The 22,463-nt window shown below is 66.5% G+C and carries 21 protein-coding genes, 1 tRNA gene and 1 riboswitch; of the genes, 16 read left to right on the plus strand and 6 right to left on the minus strand.

Annotation, left to right across the window (positions count from 1 at the left end):
* Positions 1-70: 70 nt before the first annotated feature.
* Positions 71-604, plus strand: coding sequence for a peptidoglycan-associated lipoprotein Pal (gene pal / locus L284_RS30645; RefSeq protein WP_235054315.1), 534 nt, complete (start codon positions 71-73; stop codon positions 602-604).
* Positions 605-713: 109 nt separating this feature from the next.
* Entirely contained in the window at positions 714-1,247 is a 534-nt protein-coding gene (locus L284_RS30650) for a J domain-containing protein (protein ID WP_031341656.1), read from the plus strand.
* A gap of 104 nt (positions 1,248-1,351) precedes the next feature.
* Here L284_RS30650 and infC read toward each other — a convergent pair whose 3' ends face one another.
* Complete coding sequence (gene infC, locus L284_RS30655; RefSeq protein WP_021233143.1) at positions 1,352-1,873, minus strand: translation initiation factor IF-3; 522 nt, start codon at positions 1,871-1,873, stop codon at positions 1,352-1,354.
* Positions 1,874-2,034: 161 nt separating this feature from the next.
* A complete protein-coding gene (pdeM, locus tag L284_RS30660; RefSeq protein ID WP_021233144.1) occupies positions 2,035-2,739 on the minus strand; it encodes a ligase-associated DNA damage response endonuclease PdeM in 705 nt (234 codons plus the stop codon).
* 59 nt (positions 2,740-2,798) lie between these two features.
* On the opposite strand from pdeM, the gene hemF reads away from it, so the two are divergent.
* Both hemF and L284_RS30670 read left to right on the plus strand, forming a co-directional pair.
* Positions 2,799-3,698 carry an oxygen-dependent coproporphyrinogen oxidase gene (hemF, locus tag L284_RS30665; protein ID WP_021233145.1) on the plus strand — a complete coding sequence of 300 codons (900 nt, stop codon included), beginning with the start codon at positions 2,799-2,801 and terminating at the stop codon, positions 3,696-3,698.
* Positions 3,699-3,808: 110 nt separating this feature from the next.
* Complete coding sequence (locus L284_RS30670; RefSeq protein WP_021233146.1) at positions 3,809-4,594, plus strand: SDR family NAD(P)-dependent oxidoreductase; 786 nt, start codon at positions 3,809-3,811, stop codon at positions 4,592-4,594.
* Positions 4,595-4,639: 45 nt separating this feature from the next.
* On the opposite strand, the gene L284_RS30675 is transcribed toward L284_RS30670, so the two are convergent.
* The gene (locus L284_RS30675; protein WP_021233147.1) at positions 4,640-5,077 is read right to left on the minus strand and encodes a hypothetical protein; all 438 of its coding nucleotides are present in this window, start codon (positions 5,075-5,077) and stop codon (positions 4,640-4,642) included.
* A 256-nt stretch (positions 5,078-5,333) separates the two neighbouring features.
* Here L284_RS30675 and L284_RS30680 point away from each other — a divergent pair, with 256 nt between their 5' ends.
* Positions 5,334-7,430 (plus strand): RelA/SpoT family protein, encoded by a 2,097-nt coding sequence (locus L284_RS30680; protein WP_021233148.1) that lies wholly within the window; start codon positions 5,334-5,336, stop codon positions 7,428-7,430.
* Between the two features lie 12 nt (positions 7,431-7,442).
* Here L284_RS30680 and L284_RS30685 read toward each other — a convergent pair whose 3' ends face one another.
* Positions 7,443-7,781: a DUF1905 domain-containing protein gene (locus L284_RS30685; RefSeq protein WP_021233149.1), complete on the minus strand. Its 339-nt coding sequence runs from the start codon at positions 7,779-7,781 to the stop codon at positions 7,443-7,445.
* Positions 7,778-8,857: a peptidylprolyl isomerase gene (locus L284_RS30690; protein ID WP_021233150.1), complete on the minus strand. Its 1,080-nt coding sequence runs from the start codon at positions 8,855-8,857 to the stop codon at positions 7,778-7,780. Before L284_RS30690 ends, L284_RS30685 begins: the two co-directional genes overlap by 4 nt.
* A 78-nt stretch (positions 8,858-8,935) precedes the next feature.
* Between L284_RS30690 and L284_RS30695 the strand changes: the two genes are divergently transcribed.
* From L284_RS30695 to paoC, 5 genes are all read left to right on the plus strand, one after another.
* Positions 8,936-9,026, plus strand: a tRNA-Ser gene (locus L284_RS30695).
* A 142-nt stretch (positions 9,027-9,168) separates the two neighbouring features.
* On the plus strand, positions 9,169-10,965 hold the full coding sequence (locus L284_RS30700) for a sensor domain-containing diguanylate cyclase (RefSeq protein ID WP_021233151.1): 1,797 nt from the start codon (positions 9,169-9,171) through the stop codon (positions 10,963-10,965).
* Positions 10,966-11,130: 165 nt separating this feature from the next.
* Positions 11,131-11,811: an aldehyde dehydrogenase iron-sulfur subunit PaoA gene (gene paoA, locus L284_RS30705; RefSeq protein ID WP_021233152.1), complete on the plus strand. Its 681-nt coding sequence runs from the start codon at positions 11,131-11,133 to the stop codon at positions 11,809-11,811.
* Complete coding sequence (locus tag L284_RS30710) at positions 11,808-12,758, plus strand: FAD binding domain-containing protein (protein ID WP_021233153.1); 951 nt, start codon at positions 11,808-11,810, stop codon at positions 12,756-12,758. Before paoA ends, L284_RS30710 begins: the two co-directional genes overlap by 4 nt.
* Positions 12,755-14,953, plus strand: coding sequence for an aldehyde oxidoreductase molybdenum-binding subunit PaoC (gene paoC / locus L284_RS30715; RefSeq protein ID WP_021233154.1), 2,199 nt, complete (start codon positions 12,755-12,757; stop codon positions 14,951-14,953). The genes L284_RS30710 and paoC overlap by 4 nt, the downstream gene beginning before the upstream one ends.
* A 59-nt stretch (positions 14,954-15,012) precedes the next feature.
* Here paoC and L284_RS30720 read toward each other — a convergent pair whose 3' ends face one another.
* Entirely contained in the window at positions 15,013-16,293 is a 1,281-nt protein-coding gene (locus L284_RS30720) for a cobyrinate a,c-diamide synthase (protein WP_021233155.1), read from the minus strand.
* Positions 16,294-16,473: 180 nt separating this feature from the next.
* Positions 16,474-16,662: riboswitch (cobalamin riboswitch) on the plus strand.
* 163 nt (positions 16,663-16,825) lie between these two features.
* Between L284_RS30720 and L284_RS30725 the strand changes: the two genes are divergently transcribed.
* The 6 genes from L284_RS30725 to L284_RS30750 are packed head-to-tail and all read left to right on the plus strand — an operon-like array spanning position 16,826 to position 22,460.
* Positions 16,826-18,778 carry a TonB-dependent receptor plug domain-containing protein gene (locus L284_RS30725; RefSeq protein WP_021233156.1) on the plus strand — a complete coding sequence of 651 codons (1,953 nt, stop codon included), beginning with the start codon at positions 16,826-16,828 and terminating at the stop codon, positions 18,776-18,778.
* Complete coding sequence (locus L284_RS30730; protein WP_021233157.1) at positions 18,778-19,185, plus strand: DUF1636 domain-containing protein; 408 nt, start codon at positions 18,778-18,780, stop codon at positions 19,183-19,185. Before L284_RS30725 ends, L284_RS30730 begins: the two co-directional genes overlap by 1 nt.
* Positions 19,182-20,198: a nicotinate-nucleotide--dimethylbenzimidazole phosphoribosyltransferase gene (cobT, locus tag L284_RS30735; RefSeq protein ID WP_021233158.1), complete on the plus strand. Its 1,017-nt coding sequence runs from the start codon at positions 19,182-19,184 to the stop codon at positions 20,196-20,198. The genes L284_RS30730 and cobT overlap by 4 nt, the downstream gene beginning before the upstream one ends.
* On the plus strand, positions 20,195-20,776 hold the full coding sequence (locus L284_RS30740; protein WP_021233159.1) for a histidine phosphatase family protein: 582 nt from the start codon (positions 20,195-20,197) through the stop codon (positions 20,774-20,776). The genes cobT and L284_RS30740 overlap by 4 nt, the downstream gene beginning before the upstream one ends.
* Positions 20,773-21,486 (plus strand): adenosylcobinamide-GDP ribazoletransferase, encoded by a 714-nt coding sequence (gene cobS, locus L284_RS30745; protein WP_021233160.1) that lies wholly within the window; start codon positions 20,773-20,775, stop codon positions 21,484-21,486. Before L284_RS30740 ends, cobS begins: the two co-directional genes overlap by 4 nt.
* Positions 21,483-22,460, plus strand: a complete 978-nt coding sequence (locus tag L284_RS30750; protein ID WP_021233161.1) for a threonine-phosphate decarboxylase — start codon at positions 21,483-21,485, stop codon at positions 22,458-22,460. The genes cobS and L284_RS30750 overlap by 4 nt, the downstream gene beginning before the upstream one ends.
* Positions 22,461-22,463 lie beyond the last annotated feature (3 nt).

Consider the following 22,463-nt stretch of genomic DNA (forward strand, 5'->3'; position numbering starts at 1 on the left):
TGCCGATTACACGGAACCTCAACAAATGCAGGCCATTTATAAATGGCTGCGTACCATAGGAGATTGCCTCATGCCTGCCCTCATGTACCCCCGTCATGTGAAGACCGGATCGACAATGCTCCTGATCGCCGGGGCACTCGCCATGTCGGCCTGCGCTTCGAAGGCGCCCAAGGAACTGCCGCCCGAGCCGGGCCCGGCAACCACCACCCAGCCGGCTCCGTCCGCCAGCGGCCCGCAGCCGGGCAGCCAGGCCGACTTCGTGGCGCGCATGATGGGTTCGGATACCATCTACTTCCAGCTGAACGAAGACAGCATCGACTCGGCCGACCAGGCAGCCCTGTCGAAGCAGGCGCAGTGGCTGCAGCAGTATCCCAGCAAGCGCGCTACCATCGAAGGCCATGCCGACGAGCGCGGCACCCGCGAATACAACCTCGCCCTGGGTGAACGCCGCGCCAATGCGGCCAAGAACTACCTCGTCAGCCTCGGCGTCGATGCCTCGCGCATCAACACTGTAAGCTACGGCAAGGAACGCCCGATCGCGCTTGGCTCGGACGAGGCCTCCTGGGCCCAGAACCGCCGCGCGGTTACGGTCACGATCGACTGATTTGACAGCGGATTGAAGCAATGAAAGGCCCGGTTCGCACCTGCGAGCCGGGCCTCTCGCATGGATACGCACTTGCATTGGCTTCATGAGGACAGGTATCGCCCGTCGAATGAGTCGCGCAGGTCGATCGATGGACTGGGGTTTCCCGCGCTGGCGCAGCTACGGCAGCTCGCGCGAGGCCGCGCAAGTGCGCCTGTGCGATCGGCATGGCTGTACCGAGCCCGGCAACTGCCCCGCGCCCAAAAGCCCCAACAGCCCGGATCGCTGGTATTTCTGCCAGAAGCATGCGGCCGAATACAACGCCGGATGGGACTACTTTGCCGGGCTGGACGCGGAAGAAGCCGCGCGCCGGGAATCGGACGAGCAGACCCATAACGCGGGCTACAAGGAATCGGCGCACTACGGCTGGGCGACGTCCGGCGATGGCAGCCGCAGCCGCGACGAACTGCGTGCGCTCGAAGCGCTCGGCCTTGACCCGGACGCCGATTTCGACGCCGTTCGCAAGGCTTGGCGCACCAAGGCCAAGGAAGTGCACCCGGACGTGAAGCCGAACGATCCCGAAGCGGCCAAGGCCTTTCAGACCTATCAGTTGGCCTACGAAGTCCTGCGTGCGGCGGAAGATCGCCGCGAGTGGAAGGGCTAAGCCAAGCGGTCGGGACGACGATAACGCGAGCCGCTTCAGCCAAAACACAAAGGGCGCGCCTTGCGGCGCGCCCTTCGCGTTTTGCCATATCCGACGTGCAGCCCTTACTTGGGCGAGAGCACCATCAGCATCTGGCGGCCTTCCATGCGCGGGTAGGCTTCGACCTTCGCGATGTCGGCGACGTCTTCCTGCACGCGGCGCAGCAGGTTCATGCCGAGCTGCTGATGCGAAAGCTCACGGCCGCGGAAGCGCAGGGTGACTTTCACCTTGTCGCCATCGGTGATGAACCGCTGCACGTTGCGCATCTTCGTGTCATAGTCATGATCGTCGATGTTCGGACGCATCTTGATCTCTTTGATCTCCTGCGTCTTCTGGGTCTTGCGCGCGGCATTGGCCTTTTTCTGAGCCTCATACCGGAACTTGCCGACATCCAGGAACTTGCACACCGGCGGATCCGCGTTGGGCGAGACTTCAACCAGGTCGAGGCCGACCTCGGCCGCCTGCTCGATCGCCTGGCGCGTGTACATGACGCCGATGTTCTCGCCGTCCTGGTCGATCACGCGGACCTTGTCCGACTGGATCATGTTATTGTAGCGCGGTCCGCTCTTGACCGGTGGCGTCATCATACGCCGTGGTGGGGGTGCTATAAGCGTTCTCCTGAATCGTTTCTGTCGCTAGGCGAGTGCGGGCGTCATTAATGCGAATCGCATCGACACGCAAAGCACGAATTGTGCAAATTCTACCGGACGCCCCGGCCATGGGAAATGGCCATGACGTCATATAGGTATCAGGCCGCGGATCGCCAGAGGGGGTAACGGAGAAGTTGATCCTTCGCGGTGACGAGCGCGTTGATCTCTTCCGCCGGTTGCAGGGCCTTCAAAATCGCCGGATCGGCCGCGTCCATGCCGCCGGTGAGAGCGCCGAAAGCTGGAAGAATCAAACGGTTACCGCTGTGCACCACGCAAGGACGGGCGATCCTTCGGCCGCGCGCATGGACGATCAGGCGCGGGTGGAAGTGGCCGGAAAGCTCCGGCCCGGTCGTACCCGGCCTCGCTTCGTGGCGCAGGGCGATGCCGTTCACCGCGACCTCGTCCACGCGCGTGCCGCCCGCTTCGCTGCCGAGGTGAGGATCGTGATTGCCGGTGATCCACACCCAGTCGAGCGCGCGGGTGAGGGCGCCGAGCATGCCGGCGGCATGGGGATCGAGTCGCTGCGTTCCCTTGCTGTCGTGGAAGTTGTCGCCAAGCGCGAAAACTCTGCGTGCGCCGGTCTGCCGAACCGCCAGCGCGATCCGTTCCAGCGTTTCGCGGCTGTCGTAAGGCGGGAGCATCTGTCCGCCCCGGGCGAAGAAGCTGGCCTTTTCCAGGTGCAGGTCCGCCACCAGCAGCGCTTCTTCACGCGGCCAGTAAAGTGCGGCACCGCGTCCTGCTCCCGAACCAGGGGGCGGGGGCACCAGACGCAATTCCTGGGAAAGGAACGAAAAGGGAACCATGTCTTTCCCTTGCCGCAGCCCGCCCGATTTGGCAAGCGCCGGGCGGAAAAGGAAACCAAATGACCGACCGGCCCGCTCAAGACTGGACTGCCCAAACCGCCCGCGCCCGCGCGTGGTTCGAGACGCTGCGCGACCGCATTTGCGCCGAGTTCGAGGCGATCGAACGGGAAGCGGGATCGTCGGCCGCTTTCGAATACAGTCCGTGGAAGCGGGCAGCGGTGGAAGGCGGCCGGGAAGGCGAGGCTGGCGGTGGCGGTGAGACTGGCGGCGGCACGCGGGGCCTGATGAAGGGCAAGGTCTTCGAAAAAGTGGGCGTGAACGTGTCCACGGTCGTCGGCGAGCTGTCGAAGGATTTCGCAGGGACGATCAATGGCGCATCCGCCGAGCAGAACGCGTTCTCGGCCACAGGGATCAGCCTGGTTGCGCACATGGCCAATCCGCATGTCCCGGCCGTGCACATGAACACCCGGTTCCTGACCACGACCAAGGCCTGGTTCGGCGGCGGTGCAGATCTCAATCCCCCGATCCCGTATCAGGAGGATACCGAGGCGTTCCATGCCGAACTCAAGGCGGCCTGCGATGCCCACGGTGAGGGATATTACGATCGCTACAAGGCCTGGGCGGACGACTATTTCTACATCCCCCATCGCAAGGTCCATCGCGGTGTCGGCGGGATCTTCTACGATCATCTGGAATGCGCCGATCCTGCCGGCTGGGAGGCAAACTTCGCCTTTACGCGCGCGGTGGGCGAGGGGTTCCTGGCCGTGTTCCCGCGCCTGGTGCGTCGTCGCATGGGAATGGCGTTCGGTGCCGAGGACAAGGCGGTCCAGCTCGAATGGCGCGGCCGTTACGCCGAGTTCAACCTCGTCTACGACCGAGGCACGCTGTTCGGCCTCAAGACCGGCGGCAATATCGACGCGATCCTGATGAGCCTGCCGCCGGAAGCGACCTGGTCCTGAGCAGGACCTTTGCCCGGGGAGCAAAGCTGCGCCGCCTGAAAGCGGTCTAATCGATCCTGGGGGGATCGCCTATCTTGCTAGCCGATTGCAAGATAGGAAGGATTTCTACCATGGATCTCAAGCTCGCCGGAAAGACTGCGCTCGTCACCGGATCGACCGCCGGCATCGGACTGGCCATCGCCGCCAAGCTTGCGGACGAGGGTGCCGAGGTGATCGTGACCGGCCGCAACCAGGCCAAGCTCGATGCCGCCGCAGAGCTGGTCGGCCGGCTCGGCAAGGTTCGCGCCGTGTTGGCCGACCCGGCCACCGAGGAAGGCGCCAAGGCTCTGATCGAGGCGGTTCCGCACGTCGACATTCTGGTCAACAACCTCGGCATCTACGAGGCGCGGCCCTTCGTCGAGATCACCGATGCGGAATGGCGCGATATCTTCGAGGTCAACGTCCTCAGCGGCATTCGCCTCTCGCGCCACTACTTCTCGGGCATGCTGGAGCGCAACTGGGGGCGGGTGATCTTCATTTCCAGCGAGAGCGGTCTGATGACCCCCGGCGAGATGGTCCACTACGGCATGACCAAGACCGCGCAACTCGCCGTGGCCCGGGGCATGGCGGATGCCACGCGCGGAACGCAGGTCACGGTAAACTCGGTCCTGCCCGGCCCCACCCGGTCGGAAGGCATCGTCGAGTTCATCCGTTCCGTCGTGGACAACAAGGATGCCTCCGAAGCCGAGCGCGAAGCGGAATTCTTCACCAAGCTGCGTCCGCTTTCGCTGATCCGCCGCCTGATCGAGGCGGACGAGGTGGCTTCCATGGTCGCCTTCGTGGCCAGCCCGCTGGCATCGGCCACCAATGGCGCGGCGCTGAGGGCGGAGGGCGGCATCCTGCCCACCATCGCCTGATCAGGAAGGGCGGGAGCCGGCCTTCACGGCCGGCTCCCGCCAGGGTCAGAGGCGGGCGACGACGGTCACCGGCATCGGTGCCGTGAAGCTGGCATCCATCAGGTCGAGGAAGACCCGGTGGCGCCGCCGGTTCGCCGCGCCAAGCTTCTCCACGTCGAGCGTGGAGAACAATTCCACGCCGAATTCCCGGTCATCGGTCCAGCGCACTTCGGCAAGGTGTTCGACGTTCTCGGGCAGGCGGATGGCAACGATCTCGCCGGGCAGCGGCACGTCGCGGTGCAAGGCACCGCGCACCGAGACATTGCGGACGATGACGGCGTGTTCCGGCGTCCCCACCCGCAGCAGCCTGGCAGCGATCAGCGTGCGCTGACGCGGGGCACGTGGCTGAACGTGTCTCGGCGGCAGCAAGGATGCTTTCGCCAGTTCCGATTCGGTCGTTCCAAAGTGCGATATGTAGATCGTCGGGGGCATTTCGCGCGCCATGCCGGACTCCTGAGCGCTTCACGTTCGGCGGGCGGCACCCGCTCTGTTCTGGATCCTATTCCAGCGCTGTTCCTCGCAGAGTTAGGGCCAGGCTTCGGGGACTTCCTGCACAAACGATTGCTTCCCTTGTTCCTGCTCATGTCGCGCAGCAAACCGGAAGATCAGGTGGTGCGTTTGCCACAGTTCCGTTGCATAATTTGCACCTTGCGACTCGGGCCTTGCCGCGTCGCGAAAAATCCTGACATGAAGTCCGGGAATGCTGCGCCAATACGAACTTGTCGAACGCGTTAAGGAATACGCGCCCCAGGCCGACGAAGCCTTGCTCAACCGTGCCTACGTCTACACCGTGCAGAAGCACGGCTCGCAGAAGCGGGCCTCGGGAGATCCCTACTTCAGCCACCCGGTCGAAGTGGCCGGTCTGATGACCGAGCTCAAGCTCGACCAGCAGACGATCATCACCGCGCTGCTCCATGACACGGTGGAAGACACGCTGGCGACGATCGACGAGATCGAGCGGCTGTTCGGGCCCGATGTCGCGCGGCTGGTGGACGGCGTCACCAAGCTCTCCAAGATCGAGGTGATGACCGAGAACGAGCGCGCGGCGGAGAACCTGCGCAAGTTCCTGCTGGCCATGAGCGAGGACTTGCGGGTCCTGCTGGTGAAGCTGGCGGACCGTCTGCACAACATGCGAACCCTCCACTACATCAAGAAGGAGGACAAGCGCCGCCGCATCGCCCGCGAGACCATGGATATCTACGCTCCTCTCGCCGAGCGCGTGGGCATGTACGAGTATATGCGCGAGATGCAGATGCTCGCCTTCGAGCAGCTGGAACCGGAAGGCTACGCCACGATCACCGGCCGCCTCGCGCAGATCCGCAGCGAGGAAGGCGGGCAGGTCGATGCGATCGCGCTGTCCATCAAGCAGGCCCTGGCCGAGGCGGGGCTGAACGTCGAAGTTTCGGGGCGCGAAAAGCACCCCTATTCGATCTGGCGCAAGATGGCCGAACGCCATGTCACCTTCGAGCAGATCACCGACATCATGGCCTTCCGCGTCCTCACCGATGATGTCGAGGAATGCTACAAGGCCCTGGGCGTGCTGCACCAGACCTGGCAGATGATCCCGGGGCGCTTCAAGGACTACATCTCGACGCCCAAGTCCAACGGCTATCAGTCGCTGCACACGGCGCTGATCTTCGAGCGCTCGATGCGCATGGAAGTGCAGATCCGCACGCGCGAGATGCACCGCACCAACGAGTTCGGCCTTGCCGCGCACTGGGCCTACAAGCAGGGCGGAGGCACCCGGCCCGACGGGCAGGTGGGCTGGCTGCGCGACCTGATCGAGATCGTGGACGCCAGCCACGATGCCGAGGAACTCCTCGAAAACACCAAGATGGCGATCTACCAGGACCGCATCTTCGCCTTCACGCCCAAGGGCGCGCTGTTCCAGTTGCCCAAGGGATCGACGGCAGTGGACTTCGCCTATGCGGTCCACACCAATCTCGGCAATGCGACCGTCGGCGCGAAGATCAACGGCCGCCACATGCCGCTGCGCACCCAGCTTGCCAACGGCGACGTGGTGGAGATCATCAAGAGCCCGACCTCCGAGCCGCAGCTTTCCTGGCTCGGCTTCGTCGTCACCGGCAAGGCGCGCGCTTCCATCCGCCGCGCGGTGCGTGCGAAGGAGCGGCAGGAAGTGGCCGAGATCGGCGCCAAGCTGCTCGACGAGATCGTCGGCCGCCTGCCCGGCCGGATCGGCAAGAAGGCGATCGACGGCGCCATCCAGCGCCTCGACATGCGTGACGAGGAAGACCTGATGTTCGCCATCGGCTCCGCCCGTCTCACCGACCGTCAGGTCATGGAAGCGTTGGTGCCCGGCAGCACCGCCGAACTGCCCGATGAAGCCGAATGGGCCCTTACCGAACGAGCGATCTCGATTCGCGGCCTCACGCCCGGCGTGGGCTTCGAACTGGGGCAATGCTGCCATCCGGTTCCGGGAGACCGGATCGTCGGCATCAGGCGTCCCGATCACAAAGTGGAAGTCCATGCGATCGACTGCCTGACGTTGGCCAACGGCGCCGACGTGGACTGGCTCGACCTGTCATGGGGAGAGCGCACGACCGGCGCCGTCGGTCGCCTCAGCCTGGTGCTTTACAACCGGCCCGGCACGCTGGCCGAGGTGACGCAGATCCTCGCCTCCAACCGGGCGAACGTCACCAACCTGCAGATGGTCCACCGCGACGAGCCTTTCGGCACTTACGAGGCCGATCTGGAAGTGAGCGACCTGGCGCACCTCACCCGCATCGTCAGCGCCCTGCGCGCCAGCGAGGCGGTGGCCGAAGCGTCCCGCATCTGATCCTGGTGGAAGTCAGTAATCCAGGCTGACTTCCACCGCATCCCCTTCCGCCAGCCCCTCCGCGCGGCGGACGGCGGCCTTTACCGGCAGCAGCCAGACCTGCTCCGCTGCCCCGTCATCGGACTTGCCGGGAAATACCGAGGTCGCAAAGCTGGTGGCGCCGATCCGCGCCTTGACCTTCAGCGATCCGAAGCCGCGCGCGGTCCCTTCCAGCTTGCGCATCACCGCCGTGCCGGAGAGCGCCTCGCCCGCTGCCCCGTCGATGGTGACGAAATGCCAGGTTCCGCTGCCCGAACCGCCGGTCCAGCGCCAGAGGCGGCCGGTGTGATGGAGCTGTTCCAGCAACGTCATCGCGAGGCCTCGCGGATCGGCACCGGCACGTTGCAGACATCAACGCCGCCGGCGGGGTGGATATAAAAGTCGTCCTTACGGTTGGCGCGCTTCTCCACGTAGGCCGAGAAGCTGCGGCTGTCGGTTGAGAGATATTCGTATTCCGGAAGGCCGGTCACTTCATTGCCCATGCGCACGGAGCGGATCGCCACGCGCTCCTGAGGCGTCCTGTAGAAGCCGATGTCCCCGCTGCCGCGCGGCAGGGCGGACAGGTTCTCGATCCCGGAGATCACCCGCCCGACGATCGCCACATTGCGATCGAGCTGACGCGGCGCATGGCCGATCACGGCGTAGAGTTCGGCGCCGGAGCCGGTGTCGGGCGAATTGTTCCGCCCGACGCCGACATAGCCGTAGCAGTGCACGGGCCAGGCATAGGCAGCGCGGTCAGCCGCAATCCTCTCCCGCTCCGGGAAAAGGCCGGGACTGCCGCTGGTTCGACCCATGGAGGAAGCGCTCTCGAGAGGGCCCATGGCCAGGGGCCAGCCATCGACGATCATCGTGCCCGCGTAGGGGTCGTTGCCTGCCGAAATCAATTTGGCGAAGCGTTTTTCTCCGCCCGCGAACGCCATGTTGGCCCGCATCCTGCCGAGATCGCCTTCCTTGTCGGCCAGCATCATCGTGCTCTCGATCGCGGAGACGTAGTCGGCTTCGCTAACGACGCTGAGCCCCTTGGGCAGCGGCTTGGCGTTCGCGGGGTTCTCCCCTTCGGGATCGCCCCATTGGACGACGTAGTTGTCCTGAACCCGCACCACGGCAATCCCGTCATACCAGCGCGCGGCTACCAGCCTGCGGATATTCCCCACCCAGCCTTGCGAGAACGGCGCCGGGATCAACTGGATCACCACCCGCCGCAGCTTGCCCGCGGCATCGGGGGCAAGGTCCATCACCAGGAGATCGGAAGGCGCGATCCGCTTCCACGCACCGGCGGGCGCTGCCGCGACGATATCGTTCGGCGTGCGGGCCGAAGGGGGATCCTCGGCCAGGCCCGGTGCTGTCAGAACGGCGGAAACCGCGAGGGCGGAAAAGAATTTTTGCATCAAGTGCGTGATGGCATGCCGAGACGGCTTGCGGAACCCTTCAACGCAGGCTAGGGCGCCCGCCTTACCAGTGCATGCGGAGCGGTGGCCGAGTGGTCGAAGGCGCTCGCCTGGAAAGTGAGTATACGTCAAAAGCGTATCGAGGGTTCGAATCCCTCCCGCTCCGCCAGCTGCTTGTCTCAGCGAAATCGTGACGATCGATGGTCGAGCCGGGGCGCGGCTTCGGATTGTCCCGGATCGGGGCTTCCTAAATTGACGGCAGCGTTCGTTCTTGGCTCGAAATCGACCGCCAGGACGGCTATCTGCCTCATGTGGGTAGCAATAATCTTCGGCGAACGGTTTGGATCGCGGTCCTGGCGGGCCTGCTCTATTTTGTTCTTGCCGTCATCGCGCTTCAATTGACGAGAGGAGCGGACGGGATCGCCACCGTCTGGCCGTCCAGCGGTGTCGCCGTGGCGGCGCTCTTGCTGGCGATGCCGGGTGAGCGGCGATGGGTGTTGCTCTCGCTGGCTTGTGCCAGCTTCCTTGCCAATTTCGCGTGGAGCGGCGCGGCCATTGCGTCGTTGGGACAGACGGTCGCCAACGTGGCGGAGGCCCTGGTCGCCTTCTGGATCATGCGGGACATCCAGCGGCGCAACGATTCGTTCTTCCACATCGCCGCCATCCTGCGCTTCTGCCTGGCCGCGGTCCTGGCGTCGTTGACGAGTGCGGCGATCGTCAGCCTGCTGACCGGCCATGGCTTCGGGCACATGTTCCTGTCCTGGTTGACGACGGTTGCGCTCGGCATCATGATCGTGGTCCCGTTGATCATGAATTTCGCCCACCCCGGACCCGGCGGGACGACCAGGGCGAAACGAAATGCTGCGAGCACGGCGCTGGTCCTGCTGCTGGTCACCGTGACGGCCGGCGGCGTCTTTTTGCAATCGACTTATCCGCTGCTGTTCCTGCCGCTGCTCAGCGTGCTTTTCGCGACCTATATCCTGGGCGCGACCGGCGCTACGTGCAGCATCCTGATCATCGCCGCGATCGGGTCCGTGTCGATCTGGCAGGGACGCGGGAGCATCGGCCTGCTCGATGCTGGCCCGGCAACGGAAGTGCTGTTTTTCCAGTTCTACCTCTTCACATTGCTCATTTCCGCCCTTCCGCTGGCGGCACTCATGGCGATGCGGGACCGCAGCTTCGCGGAAGTGGAACGCGGCAAGCGGTGGCTGGAAATGTCCGAAGGCATCGCCAAAGTCGGGCATTGGCGGCTTGAACTGGCCGAGCAGCGCCTGTTCTGGTCGGTGGAGGTGTTCCACATTCATGGCCTCGATCCCGGGCCGTCCCCGGCGCTCGACAGGGCGGTCAACTTCTATCATCCGGAAGACCGCGCGCTGGTGGAAGGCACCTTGTCCCGGAGCCTGGAGACGCTCAAGCCCAGCGAATTCGAAGCCCGGATCGTCCGCTCCGACGGCGAGATCCGCTATGTCTACAGTTGCAGCGAGGTCGAGCTGCGCGAAGACGGAAAGCCGGCTGCGATATTCGGCATCTTCCAGGATGTCACCAGCCGCGTGCTGGCGGCGATGGAACTGGCCAGCGCGCGGGCCCGCGCCGAAGCGCGGGCGGACGAAGCGATCCACCTGGCCGAAACGGATGCGCTCACGGAGATCGCCAATCGCCGCAAGGCGCTGTCTTTCCTCGAAGCGGAGATAGGCAGAGCGGCGGTTCTGGAAGGGTCCCTCTGCGTGGCCGTGCTCGACATCGACCGCTTCAAGCAGATCAACGACCGCTTCGGCCATGCCGTGGGGGATCAGGTGATCCGCCGCGTCGCGCAAGTCTGCGCATCGGCGATCCGGGGCACCGACCTCGTGGGGCGGATCGGCGGTGAGGAGTTCCTGATCGTGCTGCCGGCAACCAGCCCGGAAATGGCTTTCGCCGTCGCCGAGCGGGTCCGCCGCGCCGTGGAGGCGATCGATTGGGAGCCGCTGGATCTCCAGCAAGTGACGGTGAGCATGGGACTGGCTTCGCTGAGCGGCAACATGGATTGCGCGCAGCTGATGGCCCGTGCCGATCGCGCCCTGTATCGGGCCAAGGACGAGGGACGGAACCTGCTTCGCGAGGCCGGATGACCGCGGACCATAACGGCGTTCGCCTGTCCGCCCTGCTGATCGGGAACGCTCGTTGATGAGCGCCGTTCATGATAGCATGCGAATTAGCGCAGTGCCGAATTTCCTTGTCTTACGCTATCGTATCGCCCGGACGGAAACTGCCGTCTCGGGCAAGAAGGACGGGCAATGAGCGAAACGGCGCATTTCGAGGTATCCAGACGTGCGGTTCTGGCGGGCGGCGCTGCGAGCGTCGGCATTTCCGCCATTCCGTCCGTCGCGGAAGGAGCGGCACCCATGACAGATCAGCCTCCCAAGATGGCGGTGACTTTCAAGATCAACGGCAAGGCGCAGGCGCTGATGCTCGACACGCGCACGACCTTGCTCGACGCGCTTCGGGACCATGTCGGCCTGATGGGCACCAAGAAAGGTTGCGACCACGGCCAGTGCGGAGCCTGTACCGTCCTCGTCAACGGCACGCGCATCAATTCGTGCCTCAGCCTTGCGGTCATGCATGAAGGCGATGCGGTGACCACGATCGAGGGGCTGGGTACGCCGGAGGATCTGCATCCGATGCAGGCCGCTTTCGTCAAGCACGACGGTTTCCAGTGCGGCTATTGCACACCCGGCCAGATCTGCTCGGCCGTGGCGGTGCTGGAGGAGATCAAGGCGGGCATTCCAAGCCATGTCCAGGGCGACGTCAGCGGCACTCCCGAGATGACCGTGCTGGAGATGCGCGAGCGCATGAGCGGCAATATCTGCCGCTGCGGTGCCTATTCGAACATCGCCGAGGCCATGGCCGAGGTGGCGGGCGTTCGGATTGCCGAAACGCATGAGGCGAAAATGCGGGACGGGGAGGTCCGGGCGTGAAGGCTTTCACCTATGAACGGGCGAAGACGCCCGCCGCGGCGGCTGCCGCCGTCGCCGGTCACAAGGGCGGCAAGTTCATCGCGGGCGGCACCAATCTGCTCGACCTGATGAAGCTGGAGATCGAGACGCCGACGCACCTCGTCGACGTGCAGGATCTCGGACTCGACAAGATCGAGGAGACCGCGGAAGGCGGATTGCGGATCGGCACCCTGGTCAGCAACACCGCGCTGGCGGCGGACGCGCGGGTGCGGCGGGATTATGGCGTCCTCACCCGCGCGATCGTCGCGGGGGCATCGGGCCAGCTTCGCAACAAGGCGACGACCGGCGGCAATCTGCTTCAGCGCACCCGCTGCCCCTATTTCTACGATACCAACCAGGCCTGCAACAAGCGCAAGCCCGGCTCCGGCTGCGCGGCGATCGGCGGGTTCAGCCGCCAGCTCGGTGTCATCGGCACGAGCGACGCCTGCATCGCCACGCATCCCAGCGACATGGCCATCGCCCTGCGCGTGCTCGATGCCGCAGTGGAAACCGTCGATGCCTCGGGCGCGACCCGCAGCGTGCCGATCGGCGAGTTCCACCGTCTGCCGGGTGATACGCCGCATGTGGAGAACGTGCTCCAGCGCGGCGAACTGATCACGTCAGTGACCTTGCCCAAGCCGCTGGGCGGGCGGCATTTCTACCACAAGGTTCGTGACCGTGCGTCCTATGCCTTCGCCCTGGTCTCGGTGGCGGCAGTGCTGAACGAGGACGGCAGCGGCCGGGTGGCGTTCGGGGGTGTCGCGCCCAAGCCTTGGCGGGTGGAAGCAGCCGATGCGAAGATGCGCAGCGGCGCCAGCGCCGTGGCCCGCACCGCCTTTGCCGACGCGCGTCCGACGCATGAGAATGCCTTCAAGGTCACTTTGGCCGAACGGACGCTTGCGGCCGTCATGCAGGAGAACCGCGCATGAAGTTCGAAACGCCTGCGGGCGCCAACCCCATAGACGCGATGAAGGTGATCGGCCAGGCGGTCGATCGCGTGGACGGCAAGCTCAAGACCACCGGCCAGGCACCTTATGCCTATGAGCACAAGGACGTACCCGGCAAGCCGGCCTACGGCTACGTGATCGGCGCCGGCATCGCCAAGGGCCGCGTCGCCTCCATGAACACGGCCGAGGCAAAGCGGATGCCCGGCGTCCTTGCGGTCGTCAGCGCCGAGAATGCGCAGCCGCTCGGCAAAGGCCAGATGAACACCGCCAAGCTGCTTGGCGGCCCCGAGGTGGATCATTACCATCAGGCACTGGCGGTGGTCGTTGCCGAGAGCTTCGAACAGGCGCGCAGCGCGGCCAATGCGGTGCGGATCGAGTATGAGCGCGGCTCCGGCCGCTTCGACCTTGCCAAGGCGAAGCCCGGTGCGCAGCCTCTCACCGGCAACGATGCCGATACCCATACGGGCGATTTCGAAGGCGCCTTCGCGGCGGCGCCGGTGCAACTGGATCAGACTTACACGACGCCCGACCAGAACCACGCGATGATGGAGCCTTTCGCCACGATCGCCTGGTGGGAAGGGGACGCCCTGTCCGTCTGGACCTCGAACCAGATGATCGCCTGGAACAAGAAGGAACTGGCGGCGACCTTCAAGATGCCGCCCGAGAAGGTCCATGTCCGTTCGCCTTACGTCGGCGGCGGTTTCGGTGGAAAACTGTTCCTGCGCGCCGATGCGGTGATGGCGGCACTCGGCGCCAAGGCATGCGGCCGGCCCGTGAAGATCGCCTTGCCGCGCCCGTTCATGGTCAACAATGCCACGCACCGCCCGGCCACGATCCAGCGCGTCCGTATCGGAACGACCAAGGAGGGCCGCATCACCGCCATCGGTCACGAGAGCTGGTCCGGCGATCTTCCCGGCGGCGGTCCGGAAGTGGCGACGCAGCAGACCAGACTGCTCTATGCGGGGGCCAACCGCCTGACCGCCATGCGCCTTGCCGAACTCGACCTTCCCGAAGCCAATGCCATGCGCGCGCCCGGCGAAGCGCCGGGCATGATGGTGCTGGAGATCGCGATCGACGAGACGGCGGAAAAGCTGGGCATGGACCCGGTGGAATTCCGCGTCCTCAACGACACCCAGGTCGATCCCGAGCATCCCGAACGGCCATTCTCCCAGCGCAACTTCGTGCGCTGCCTGCAGGAGGGGGCGGCGCGGTTCGGCTGGAGCCGCCGCAAGGCGAAGCCGGGGCAGGTGCGGGAAGGCCGCTGGCTGATCGGCATGGGCGTCGCTTCGGCGTTTCGCAACAACATCAACATGACGTCCGCCGCGCGGGTGCGGCTTGCCGGTGACGGCGTCGTGACGGTCGAAACCGACATGACCGATATCGGCACCGGCTCCTACACGATCATCGCCCAGACGGCGGCGGAGATGATGGGCCTTCCGGTCGAGAAAGTCCGCGTGAAGCTCGGCGATTCCTCGTTCCCGGCCTCCGCGGGGTCGGGCGGCCAATGGGGGGCCAACAGTTCCACCTCGGGCGTCTATGCGGCCTGCGTGAAACTGCGCGAAGCGGTGGCTCAAAGGCTCGGCATGGACCCGGCGACGGCAGAGTTCATCGACGGCGAAGTGCGCGCGGGCAACCGCTCGGCCTCGCTTGCCGAAGCGGCGAAGTCAGGCGAGATCGTGGCCGAAGAGGCCATGCAGTGGGGTGATCTGGCGAAGAAGTTCCAGCAGTCGACCTTCGGCGCGCACTTCGTGGAAGCGGCGGTTGATTCCTACACCGGCGAGACGCGGGTGCGGCGCATGCTGGCGGTCTGCGCGGCCGGGCGCATTCTCAATCCCAAGACGGCGCGCAGTCAGGTGATCGGCGCCATGACCATGGGCGTCGGCGGTGCGCTGATGGAGGAACTGGCGGTCGACAGGCGGTTCGGCTTCTTCGTCAACCACGACCTTGCCGGTTACGAAGTGCCGGTCCACGCCGATATCCCGCACCAGGAGGTGATCTTCCTCGACGAGGCCGACGACAAGGTCTCGCCGATGAAGGCCAAGGGTGTCGGCGAACTCGGACTGTGCGGCGTGGGCGCGGCGGTGGCGAACGCCGTCTACAACGCTACCGGCGTACGGGTGCGCGACTATCCGATCACACTGGACAAGTACCTCGCGAAGCTGCCCGCCATCGCGTGAGCTGATCCTCGCTCGCCTCCGCCGCCGACAGGGCGGTGGGGGCGATGTCTGGTCTTCGCCTATCCCAGCAGCCCCGCGATCAGTTCCGGCGCGGACGGGAAGTAGAAGTGCATGTAGCTCGCCGTAAGCGCGCCGTGCCGGAAGATCCGTTCTCCCTCGCGCCCATCGGGCGTGCGGGCGACGGCGACCGGAACCGCATCCGTTTCGAGCCTGGAGTAATGGAAGGTGTGGCCGCGCGCCTCATGGCCGTCCAACTGGACCTTCTGCATGCCGAGCCCCGCGAAACGCGTCTGCATGGTCGCGCGCGCGGGCAATAGTCCGAGCATCGCCGCACTCGCCCCCGACGCATCCTCAAGCCGTTCGCTGGCATAGAGCATGCCCCCACATTCCGCGAGGATCGGCTTGCCGGCCTGAAAATGCCTCCGGATGGCCGCGATGATCGCGCCATTGGCGCAAAGGGCGGCGAGATGAAGTTCCGGGTAGCCGCCGGGCAGCCAGAGGGCGTCGCAGTCCGGCAGCACGTCGTCGCGCAGCGGCGAGAAGAACGAAAGATCGGCGCCCGCGCGTTCGAGGAAGCGGAGATTGGCCGGGTAGATGAACCCGAACGCCGCGTCTCGCGCAATGGCGATGCGCTTGCCTGCCAGAGCGGCGGGCGGCGGCACAGCGTCATCCGGCGCAGGGAATGCAACCGGATCCGGCAACCACAGCGCACTTTCCGGCAGGAGATCCGCGGCGCGGTCGATGCGGGCGTCGATATCCGCGATCTCACGCGCCTGGACCAGTCCGAGATGCCTTTCGGGCAGGCCCGCATCGGCATCCCTCCGCATCGCACCGAGCCATCGCACGTTTTCCGGCATGCCGCGTTCCAGCAGGTCGGCATGGCGCGCACTGCCTGCGCGGTTGGCAAGCACGGCAGCCAGTGTCACATCCTTGCGGTAGGTTGCGAGGCCGTGGACCAGCGCCCCGAACGTCTGGGCCATCGACGATCCGTCGACCACCGCCATGACCGGCAGCCCGAAGTGCCGGGCGAGGTCTGCGGACGAAGGCGTGCCGTCGAACAGGCCCATCACGCCCTCGACCAGGATGAGGTCCGCCTCCTGCGCCGCCTCGTGCAGCAGCGCGCGGCATTGATCCTCGCCGCACATGTAGAGGTCCAGCTGATGGACGGGCGCGCCGCTGGCCACCTGGTGAACCATGGGGTCGAGGAAATCCGGCCCGCACTTGAACACGCGCACATTGCGCCCCGCACGGACATGGCGGCGCGCCAGGGCAGCGGTGACGAGCGTCTTGCCCTGTCCGGACGACGGTGCCGTGACGAGCAGCGCCGGGCAGGCGGTCATCGCGCTGCGCCTCGATATCGCCGAGGCGCAGCGATGGACGGACAAGTTCGAAAGTGACGCAACCGCTTCGATCCTCTCGGCGCAGAGGCAGGCATGTGGCCCTGCGAGACGGCGGCGGACTATGGCACTTCGCGCAGCCGCGCAAGCGCCGGGCTCTTGCACCGCGCCGCGGCGCGGGATAGGGCCGGTGCCGCGACAGGTTCCCCGCAAGGGGATCAAAAGGGAACGCGGGTGCAATGCCCGGGCTGCCCCTGCAACTGTAAGCGGCGAGCCGTGCGGCCATTCTGCCATTGGGGCATGTCCCTGAGAAGGCGGCCGGAACGACATTGACCCGTGAGCCAGGAGACCTGCCCGTCGCCGTCGTTCTTCGACCGGACAGGGTGAGCCGGGCGATCGGGGCAGTCCCTCGCGCAACGACAGCCACTGCCGCGCCGGCTTGCGGTGCGAAGGGGGATGTCGTCGCCTGCCACGCGGCCAACCCTTCGCGCGCATCTCGGCTCGGCCGGGTCGATGCTCGCTGGAAGGACATGACGTGAACTGCCGAATACCTGTCGCCGCCAGAACGCCGGCTTTCACGCTGGCTCTCGCGCTGGCGCTCCATTCTCCAGGCGCCTGGGCCGAAGAGGCGGACGCCGCGTCTTCGGATACGCGGATCGTCGTCACGGCCTTGCGCACGCCGGTTGCGGCGGACCGCGTCTCCGATACCGTGACCGTGCTGGACGAGGCGCAGATCGTTGCCGCGCAGCCGATCGCGCTCACCGACATTCTCCTGCGCACGCCCGGTATCAGCATGAGTCGCAATGGCGGCTATGGCGCGACGACGTCGCTGCGCATTCGCGGAGCCGATGCGGGCCAAACGGTCATGGTGATAGACGGCATGCGGCTGTCGGACGCGTCCTCCACCGCAGGCGGCTACGCTTTCGCCAATTTCCTCATCGACGATGCCGAGCGGATAGAGATCCTGCGCGGCCCGCAGTCGATTCTTTGGGGCAGCGACGCGATCGGCGGCGTGGTCAACGTCCGCACCCGCCGTCCCTCGAAGCCGCTGGAAGGGAGCTTCGCCGTGGAGGCGGGAAGCCGCGACACGGCATCTGCCCGCGCAGGCCTTGGCGGCAGCTCGGCAGCGATCGACTGGCGCCTCTCGGCCTCGCGGTTCTCCACGGACGGCATTTCGGCGCGCTCGAACGGGACCGAGGATGACGGATATCGCCGCAGCGCCGCCAGTGGCACCGTCTCCCTCCGCCTGGCGCCGGGATTCTCGCTGGACCTGCGCGGCTACTGGTCCGACTCGCGGAACGACTTCGACGGCACCGCAGGCGACTCGCTGGCTTATGGCCGGACCGAGGAGTGGTCGGGCTATGCCGGGCTGAACTTCGCGCTGCTGGACGGAAAGTTCGCGAACCGGGTCGCGGTGCTCCAGACCGAGACGGACCGCGAGAACTACGACCCCGCGCGCCGGGTTCGCCAGATCACGTTCGATGCCCATGGCCGCGTGCGCCGGTTCGAGTACCAGGGCACCTACACTTTCAGCGATGCCCTGCAGGCGGTGTTCGGGGCCGAGCGCGAGGCGCAGCGAATGACCACCGCCTCGCCCTCCAACAGCACCGCGCCCTATGTTCTGACGCAGACGAAAGCGGAGACCGACAGTATCTACGGCGAATTGCGCGTCACCCCGCTGACAGGCCTGACGCTGAACGGCGGCGCGCGTTACGATCGTCAGTCGCGCTTCGGCGGCAACACGGTTTACAGCGCAGGCGTGGTCTATACGCCCAACGCCGGCGCCACGGTGCTGCGCGCCGGCTATGACGAAGGCTTCAAGGCGCCCTCGCTCTACCAGCTCTACAGTGTCTACGGCGTGGACGACTTGCGGCCGGAGCAGGCCAGGGGATGGGAACTCGGCGCGGAACAGGGTTTCGGGGAAGCCCTTCGCCTCACCGCCGTCTGGTTCGAGCGCGAGACCGACGACCTGATCGACTTCGCCTATTGCCCGACCGGCGGCACTCTTCCCGAGGCTTGCACCATTCCCGGCACGTCCACCACGCGTTTCGGCTACTATGCCAACGTCAAGGCCAGCCATGCGCGCGGGCTGGAGCTTGGCGGCTCCGCCAAGTGGGGGATCCTCTTCGCGGAAGGCAACTACAGCTGGATCAAGGCAGAGGACCGCACGGCCGGCAGCGAGACCTACGGCCGCCAGTTGCAGCGCGTGCCGCGTCATCTCGCGAATATCGAGGCGGGCGTAAACCTGCCGCAGGGCATCCGCGCCAGCGCCGCCGCGCGCTATGCGGGCGAGAGCTACAACGCCGCGACGGGACGGGAAAAGCTGGACGATTACTGGCTGGTCGACCTGCGCGCACAGTGGCAGATCAGGGAAAGCCTTAGTCTTCAAGGACGTGTCGAGAACGTGGGCAATGAGAAGTACGAGACCGTGAGCGGCTACGGCACCCTGGGGCGCACGATCCACCTTGGCCTGAGGAGCCGTTTCTGATGCTGAGTCCCGTGGAACCCGGCCCGTCCGTCGTCGTGTGCAGCACCTGCCGCCACTCCGCCGAGATGCGCGAGGACGAAGATGGTCGTCGCGGCGGCGCGCTCCTGGCGGAAGCCATGCGCGGCTTGCAGGCGGCCGACCCCGAGCTTCAGGGCGTGGCGGTTCAGGAGATGCCCTGCCTTTTCGCCTGCCAGCGGCATTGCACCGTGGCGGTCCGGGCTCCTGGTAAGCTCGGCTATGTGCTGGGCGACTTCGCACCGGATGACGACGCCGCGCGGGCGATCCTCGAATATGCCGTGCGCCATGCCGCGAGCGAGGAGGGGCAGGTGCCCTATCGCGAGTGGCCGCAGGGCGTGAAGGGGCACTTCATCACCCGAACGCCGCCGGAAGGGTTCGTGGGCACATGATCCGCTTCGAAGACCCTGCGTCTTTCGCGCAGGCGCTTGCCGAACTTCCCGAGCCCGATGCACCCGCTCTGGACGCAGCACGCGCCCGTCAGGCGGACCTGACCAAGCCTGCAGGTTCGCTCGGGCGGCTGGAGGACATCGCGGTGTTCATGGCCGGCTGGCAGAGGCGTGAACGGCCCCGCGCCGACCGCATTCGCGCCGCGATTTTCGCCGGGAACCACGGAGTGGCGACACGCGGCGTCAGCGCCTACCCGCCTGAAGTCACGGCGCAGATGGTCGCCAATTTCCACGCGGGCGGGGCGGCGATCAATGCGCTGACGGCAGCTTGCGGAGCGGAGCTTGCCATCGTGGCGCTCGACCTCGACCGTCCGACCGGCGACATCGCATGTCGGCCTGCCATGAGCGAAGCCGAGTGTCTCGCCGCGCTCAACGCCGGGGCTGCCGCTGTCTCGGATGAGAGCGATCTGGCTCTTCTGGGCGAAATGGGCATCGGCAATACCACGCCCGCCGCCGCGTTGGCGGCACAGGTCTTCGGCGGATCGGCCCAGGACTGGGTGGGGCGCGGCACCGGACTGGACGAGGCCGGGCTGGCCCGCAAGGCGGAAGCCGTGACGGCGGCGCTGGCGCTGCACGGGCCATACTGCAATGGCGCCTTCGAGACCTTGCGCCGCCTGGGCGGGCGCGAGATCGCGGCCATGGCGGGCGCGGCTCTGGCGGCACGGCATCTCCGGGTGCCGGTCCTGCTGGACGGGTTCATCACATGCGCGGCCATGGCGCCGCTGCTGGCCGACAATCCCCGGTTCCTCGCCCACTGCCTTGCCGGGCACTGTTCGGCGGAAGCGGGGCATGTTCGGCTGCTCGAACGCTTCGGCCTCGATCCGCTGCTCCATCTCGGCATGCGATTGGGCGAAGGGTCGGGCGCTGCGGTCGCGGCACAGATCGTGCGCTCGGCCCTGGCTGCGCATGGAGGCATGGCGACTTTCGCGGAAGCGGCCGTGGCGGGCGCGGCGTGAGCGGCATCCTTGTCCACCTGATGCGCCACGGGGCGCCGGAGGAGCCGGGCCTGCTCCTGGGTCACCGCGACGATGTGCCGACGCCGGGCGGCGTGGCCGGCTGCGTGGCGCGTGCCTCGGACCTGGCGTTCGACCGGGTGATTTCCTCGGACTTGCGGCGTTCGAGCATACCGGCTGCCGAGATCGCCCAGCAGCGAGGTTTGCCGCACGACCTCGACCTGCGCTGGCGCGAGATCGATTTCGGCGCTTGGGACGGTCTGATGCCCGGGCAAATCGATCCGGCCGACCAGTCGCGGTTCTGGGACGATCCGGATGCATGTCCGCCTCCCGGCGGAGAGCGCTGGTCGCAGCTCCGCGCCCGCGTGGGCGAGGGATTGGCGCAGGTTCGGGAGGCCAGCCTGATCCTGTCGCATGGAGGAGCCATGCGCGCCGCGCTTTCGGTCGTGTTCGGGTTCGACCACCGGCAGGTCTGGGCCTTCGACCTGCCTTACGGCGCACTGGTCAGCCTGCGCATCTGGCCGGGCGACGGCGTGCCTGCCGGACAGATCCTCAGGCTCGACAGCGGCACGCCGACATGAGGGGGCTGGTCCTCGCATTGCAGTTCCTGACCCGCCTCCCGCTTCCGGCCGTTCGCGCCGAACCGGAGGATTTCGCACGGTCGATGCGCTGGTTTCCGGCGGCTGGAGTGGCTGTCGGCGGCGCCGTGGCGGGGGCTTGGTGGCTCGGCGACCTGCTCGGTGACCGTTGGCTGGCGGCGCTGTTCGCGCTTGCCGCCTGGATCGCGATCACCGGCGGACTGCACCTGGACGGTCTGGGTGACGTGGCCGATGGCGCAGGCGCAGCGCACAAGGACCGGGCGCGGCTTTCGGCGGTGATGGCCGACCCGCATGTCGGGAGCTTCGCGGTCGTGGCGATCGTGCTGCACGTCCTGGCGAAGCTGGTCCTGCTCCACGCGCTGGTGCCCAGCCAAATCTGGGGACTGCTGCTCGCCCCGCCGCTGGCCCGGATCGCGCCGCTGTTCTGGACCTTGGCCCTGCCGCCGCTTCATGAAGGATTGGCCAGCCGGTTCCGCAGCACCGTAAGCTGGGTGCATTCGGCCGGATGGAGCATCGTCGCGGCTGCCGCCAGCCTGTTCGCGGCGCCGCCGCTGCTGGCCGTGTTCCTGATAGTTCCGGCATGGGCCTACTGGTTGAAGCGCAAGATCGGCGGCATTTCGGGCGACGGGCACGGTGCCGGTATCGAAGTGACCGAGACGCTGCTGCTGCTGGCGCTGGTGGTCGGCCGATGAGCGCGGCATTCCTCTTTCATGGCGGCCGGGTGGGCGAGGCTGCGCGTGCCTATGGCGGCGCGCCGGAGGACTGGCTGGATCTTTCGACCGGCCTGAATCCCAAACCCTGGCCCGTGCCGCAGCATCAGCCGATCGACTGGACCGCCTTGCCCGATCCCGACGCTCTTGCCGGGCTGGAGGCGGCCGCCGCCCGTCACTTCGGGGTTGCGCCCGCAATGTGCTGCGCCGTACCCGGGACCGAAACGGCGCTGCGCCTGCTGGCCAGGGCGCTCGACCTGCCGGGACGCTCGCTGGTTCCCGCCTACCGCACGCACCGTGAGGCGTTCTTTCCCTCCCGGCCGGCCCTGTTCGGCGAGCAGCCCAAGGCGAAAGAAGTCTTCATTATCGCCAATCCGAACAACCCCGACGGCGTCCTGCGCGATCCCGATGCCGTGATCGAATGGGCAAAGCGGATCGATGCCGACGGCGGCTTCCTGATCGTCGACGAGGCGTTTTCGGATTGCCATCCCGAAGCGAGCGTGGCCCATGCCGTCGCCTCGGGGGTTCGGCTGATCGTGCTGCGCTCTTTCGGCAAGTTCTTCGGGCTGGCGGGGCTGCGGCTCGGCTTCGTGCTGGGGCCGCCGGCGCTCATGCTGCTGCTGCGGCAGATGCTGGGAAGCTGGCCGGTCCACGCGGCGGCACTCTCGCTGGGCACGACGGCCTATGCCGACGAGGACTGGATCGTCCGCACGCGCGAAGACCTGCCCGTCCGCGCCGCGAAACTCGACAAGGTCCTGCGCCGCCATGGTCTGTCGCCCGAGGGGGAATGCCCCTTGTTCCGGCTCGTCACCGGCTGCGAAGGGCAGGCGCTGTTCGAGCAACTGGCGCGCGCGCGAATCCTGGTGAGACCCTTTGCCGAGCGTGCCGACTGGCTGCGCTTCGGCGTCCCCGCCGACCCTGCCGCCCTGCGCCGTCTGGACGAGGCGCTGGCATGATCG

Origin of the sequence: Novosphingobium lindaniclasticum LE124 (assembly GCF_000445125.1) — a bacterium.
Taxonomy (GTDB): Bacteria; Pseudomonadota; Alphaproteobacteria; order Sphingomonadales; family Sphingomonadaceae; genus Novosphingobium; species Novosphingobium lindaniclasticum.

Bases quoted from the DNA above. Each gene is read 5' to 3' on its own strand.
- hemF (WP_021233145.1), top strand. From the start codon at position 2,799: ATGACCGACCGGCCCGCTCAAGACTGGACTGCCCAAACCGCCCGCGCC.
- paoC (WP_021233154.1), top strand. From the start codon at position 12,755: ATGAAGTTCGAAACGCCTGCGGGCGCCAACCCCATAGACGCGATGAAG.
- paoA (WP_021233152.1), top strand. From the start codon at position 11,131: ATGAGCGAAACGGCGCATTTCGAGGTATCCAGACGTGCGGTTCTGGCG.
- L284_RS30685 (WP_021233149.1), bottom strand. From the start codon at position 7,781: ATGACGTTGCTGGAACAGCTCCATCACACCGGCCGCCTCTGGCGCTGG.
- pdeM (WP_021233144.1), bottom strand. From the start codon at position 2,739: ATGGTTCCCTTTTCGTTCCTTTCCCAGGAATTGCGTCTGGTGCCCCCG.
- L284_RS30730 (WP_021233157.1), top strand. From the start codon at position 18,778: ATGCTGAGTCCCGTGGAACCCGGCCCGTCCGTCGTCGTGTGCAGCACC.
- L284_RS30750 (WP_021233161.1), top strand. From the start codon at position 21,483: ATGAGCGCGGCATTCCTCTTTCATGGCGGCCGGGTGGGCGAGGCTGCG.
- L284_RS30675 (WP_021233147.1), bottom strand. From the start codon at position 5,077: ATGGCGCGCGAAATGCCCCCGACGATCTACATATCGCACTTTGGAACG.
- infC (WP_021233143.1), bottom strand. From the start codon at position 1,873: ATGATGACGCCACCGGTCAAGAGCGGACCGCGCTACAATAACATGATC.
- cobS (WP_021233160.1), top strand. From the start codon at position 20,773: ATGAGGGGGCTGGTCCTCGCATTGCAGTTCCTGACCCGCCTCCCGCTT.
- L284_RS30670 (WP_021233146.1), top strand. From the start codon at position 3,809: ATGGATCTCAAGCTCGCCGGAAAGACTGCGCTCGTCACCGGATCGACC.
- pal (WP_235054315.1), top strand. From the start codon at position 71: ATGCCTGCCCTCATGTACCCCCGTCATGTGAAGACCGGATCGACAATG.
- L284_RS30720 (WP_021233155.1), bottom strand. From the start codon at position 16,293: ATGACCGCCTGCCCGGCGCTGCTCGTCACGGCACCGTCGTCCGGACAG.
- L284_RS30680 (WP_021233148.1), top strand. From the start codon at position 5,334: ATGCTGCGCCAATACGAACTTGTCGAACGCGTTAAGGAATACGCGCCC.
- L284_RS30650 (WP_031341656.1), top strand. From the start codon at position 714: ATGAGTCGCGCAGGTCGATCGATGGACTGGGGTTTCCCGCGCTGGCGC.
- L284_RS30690 (WP_021233150.1), bottom strand. From the start codon at position 8,857: ATGCAAAAATTCTTTTCCGCCCTCGCGGTTTCCGCCGTTCTGACAGCA.
- cobT (WP_021233158.1), top strand. From the start codon at position 19,182: ATGATCCGCTTCGAAGACCCTGCGTCTTTCGCGCAGGCGCTTGCCGAA.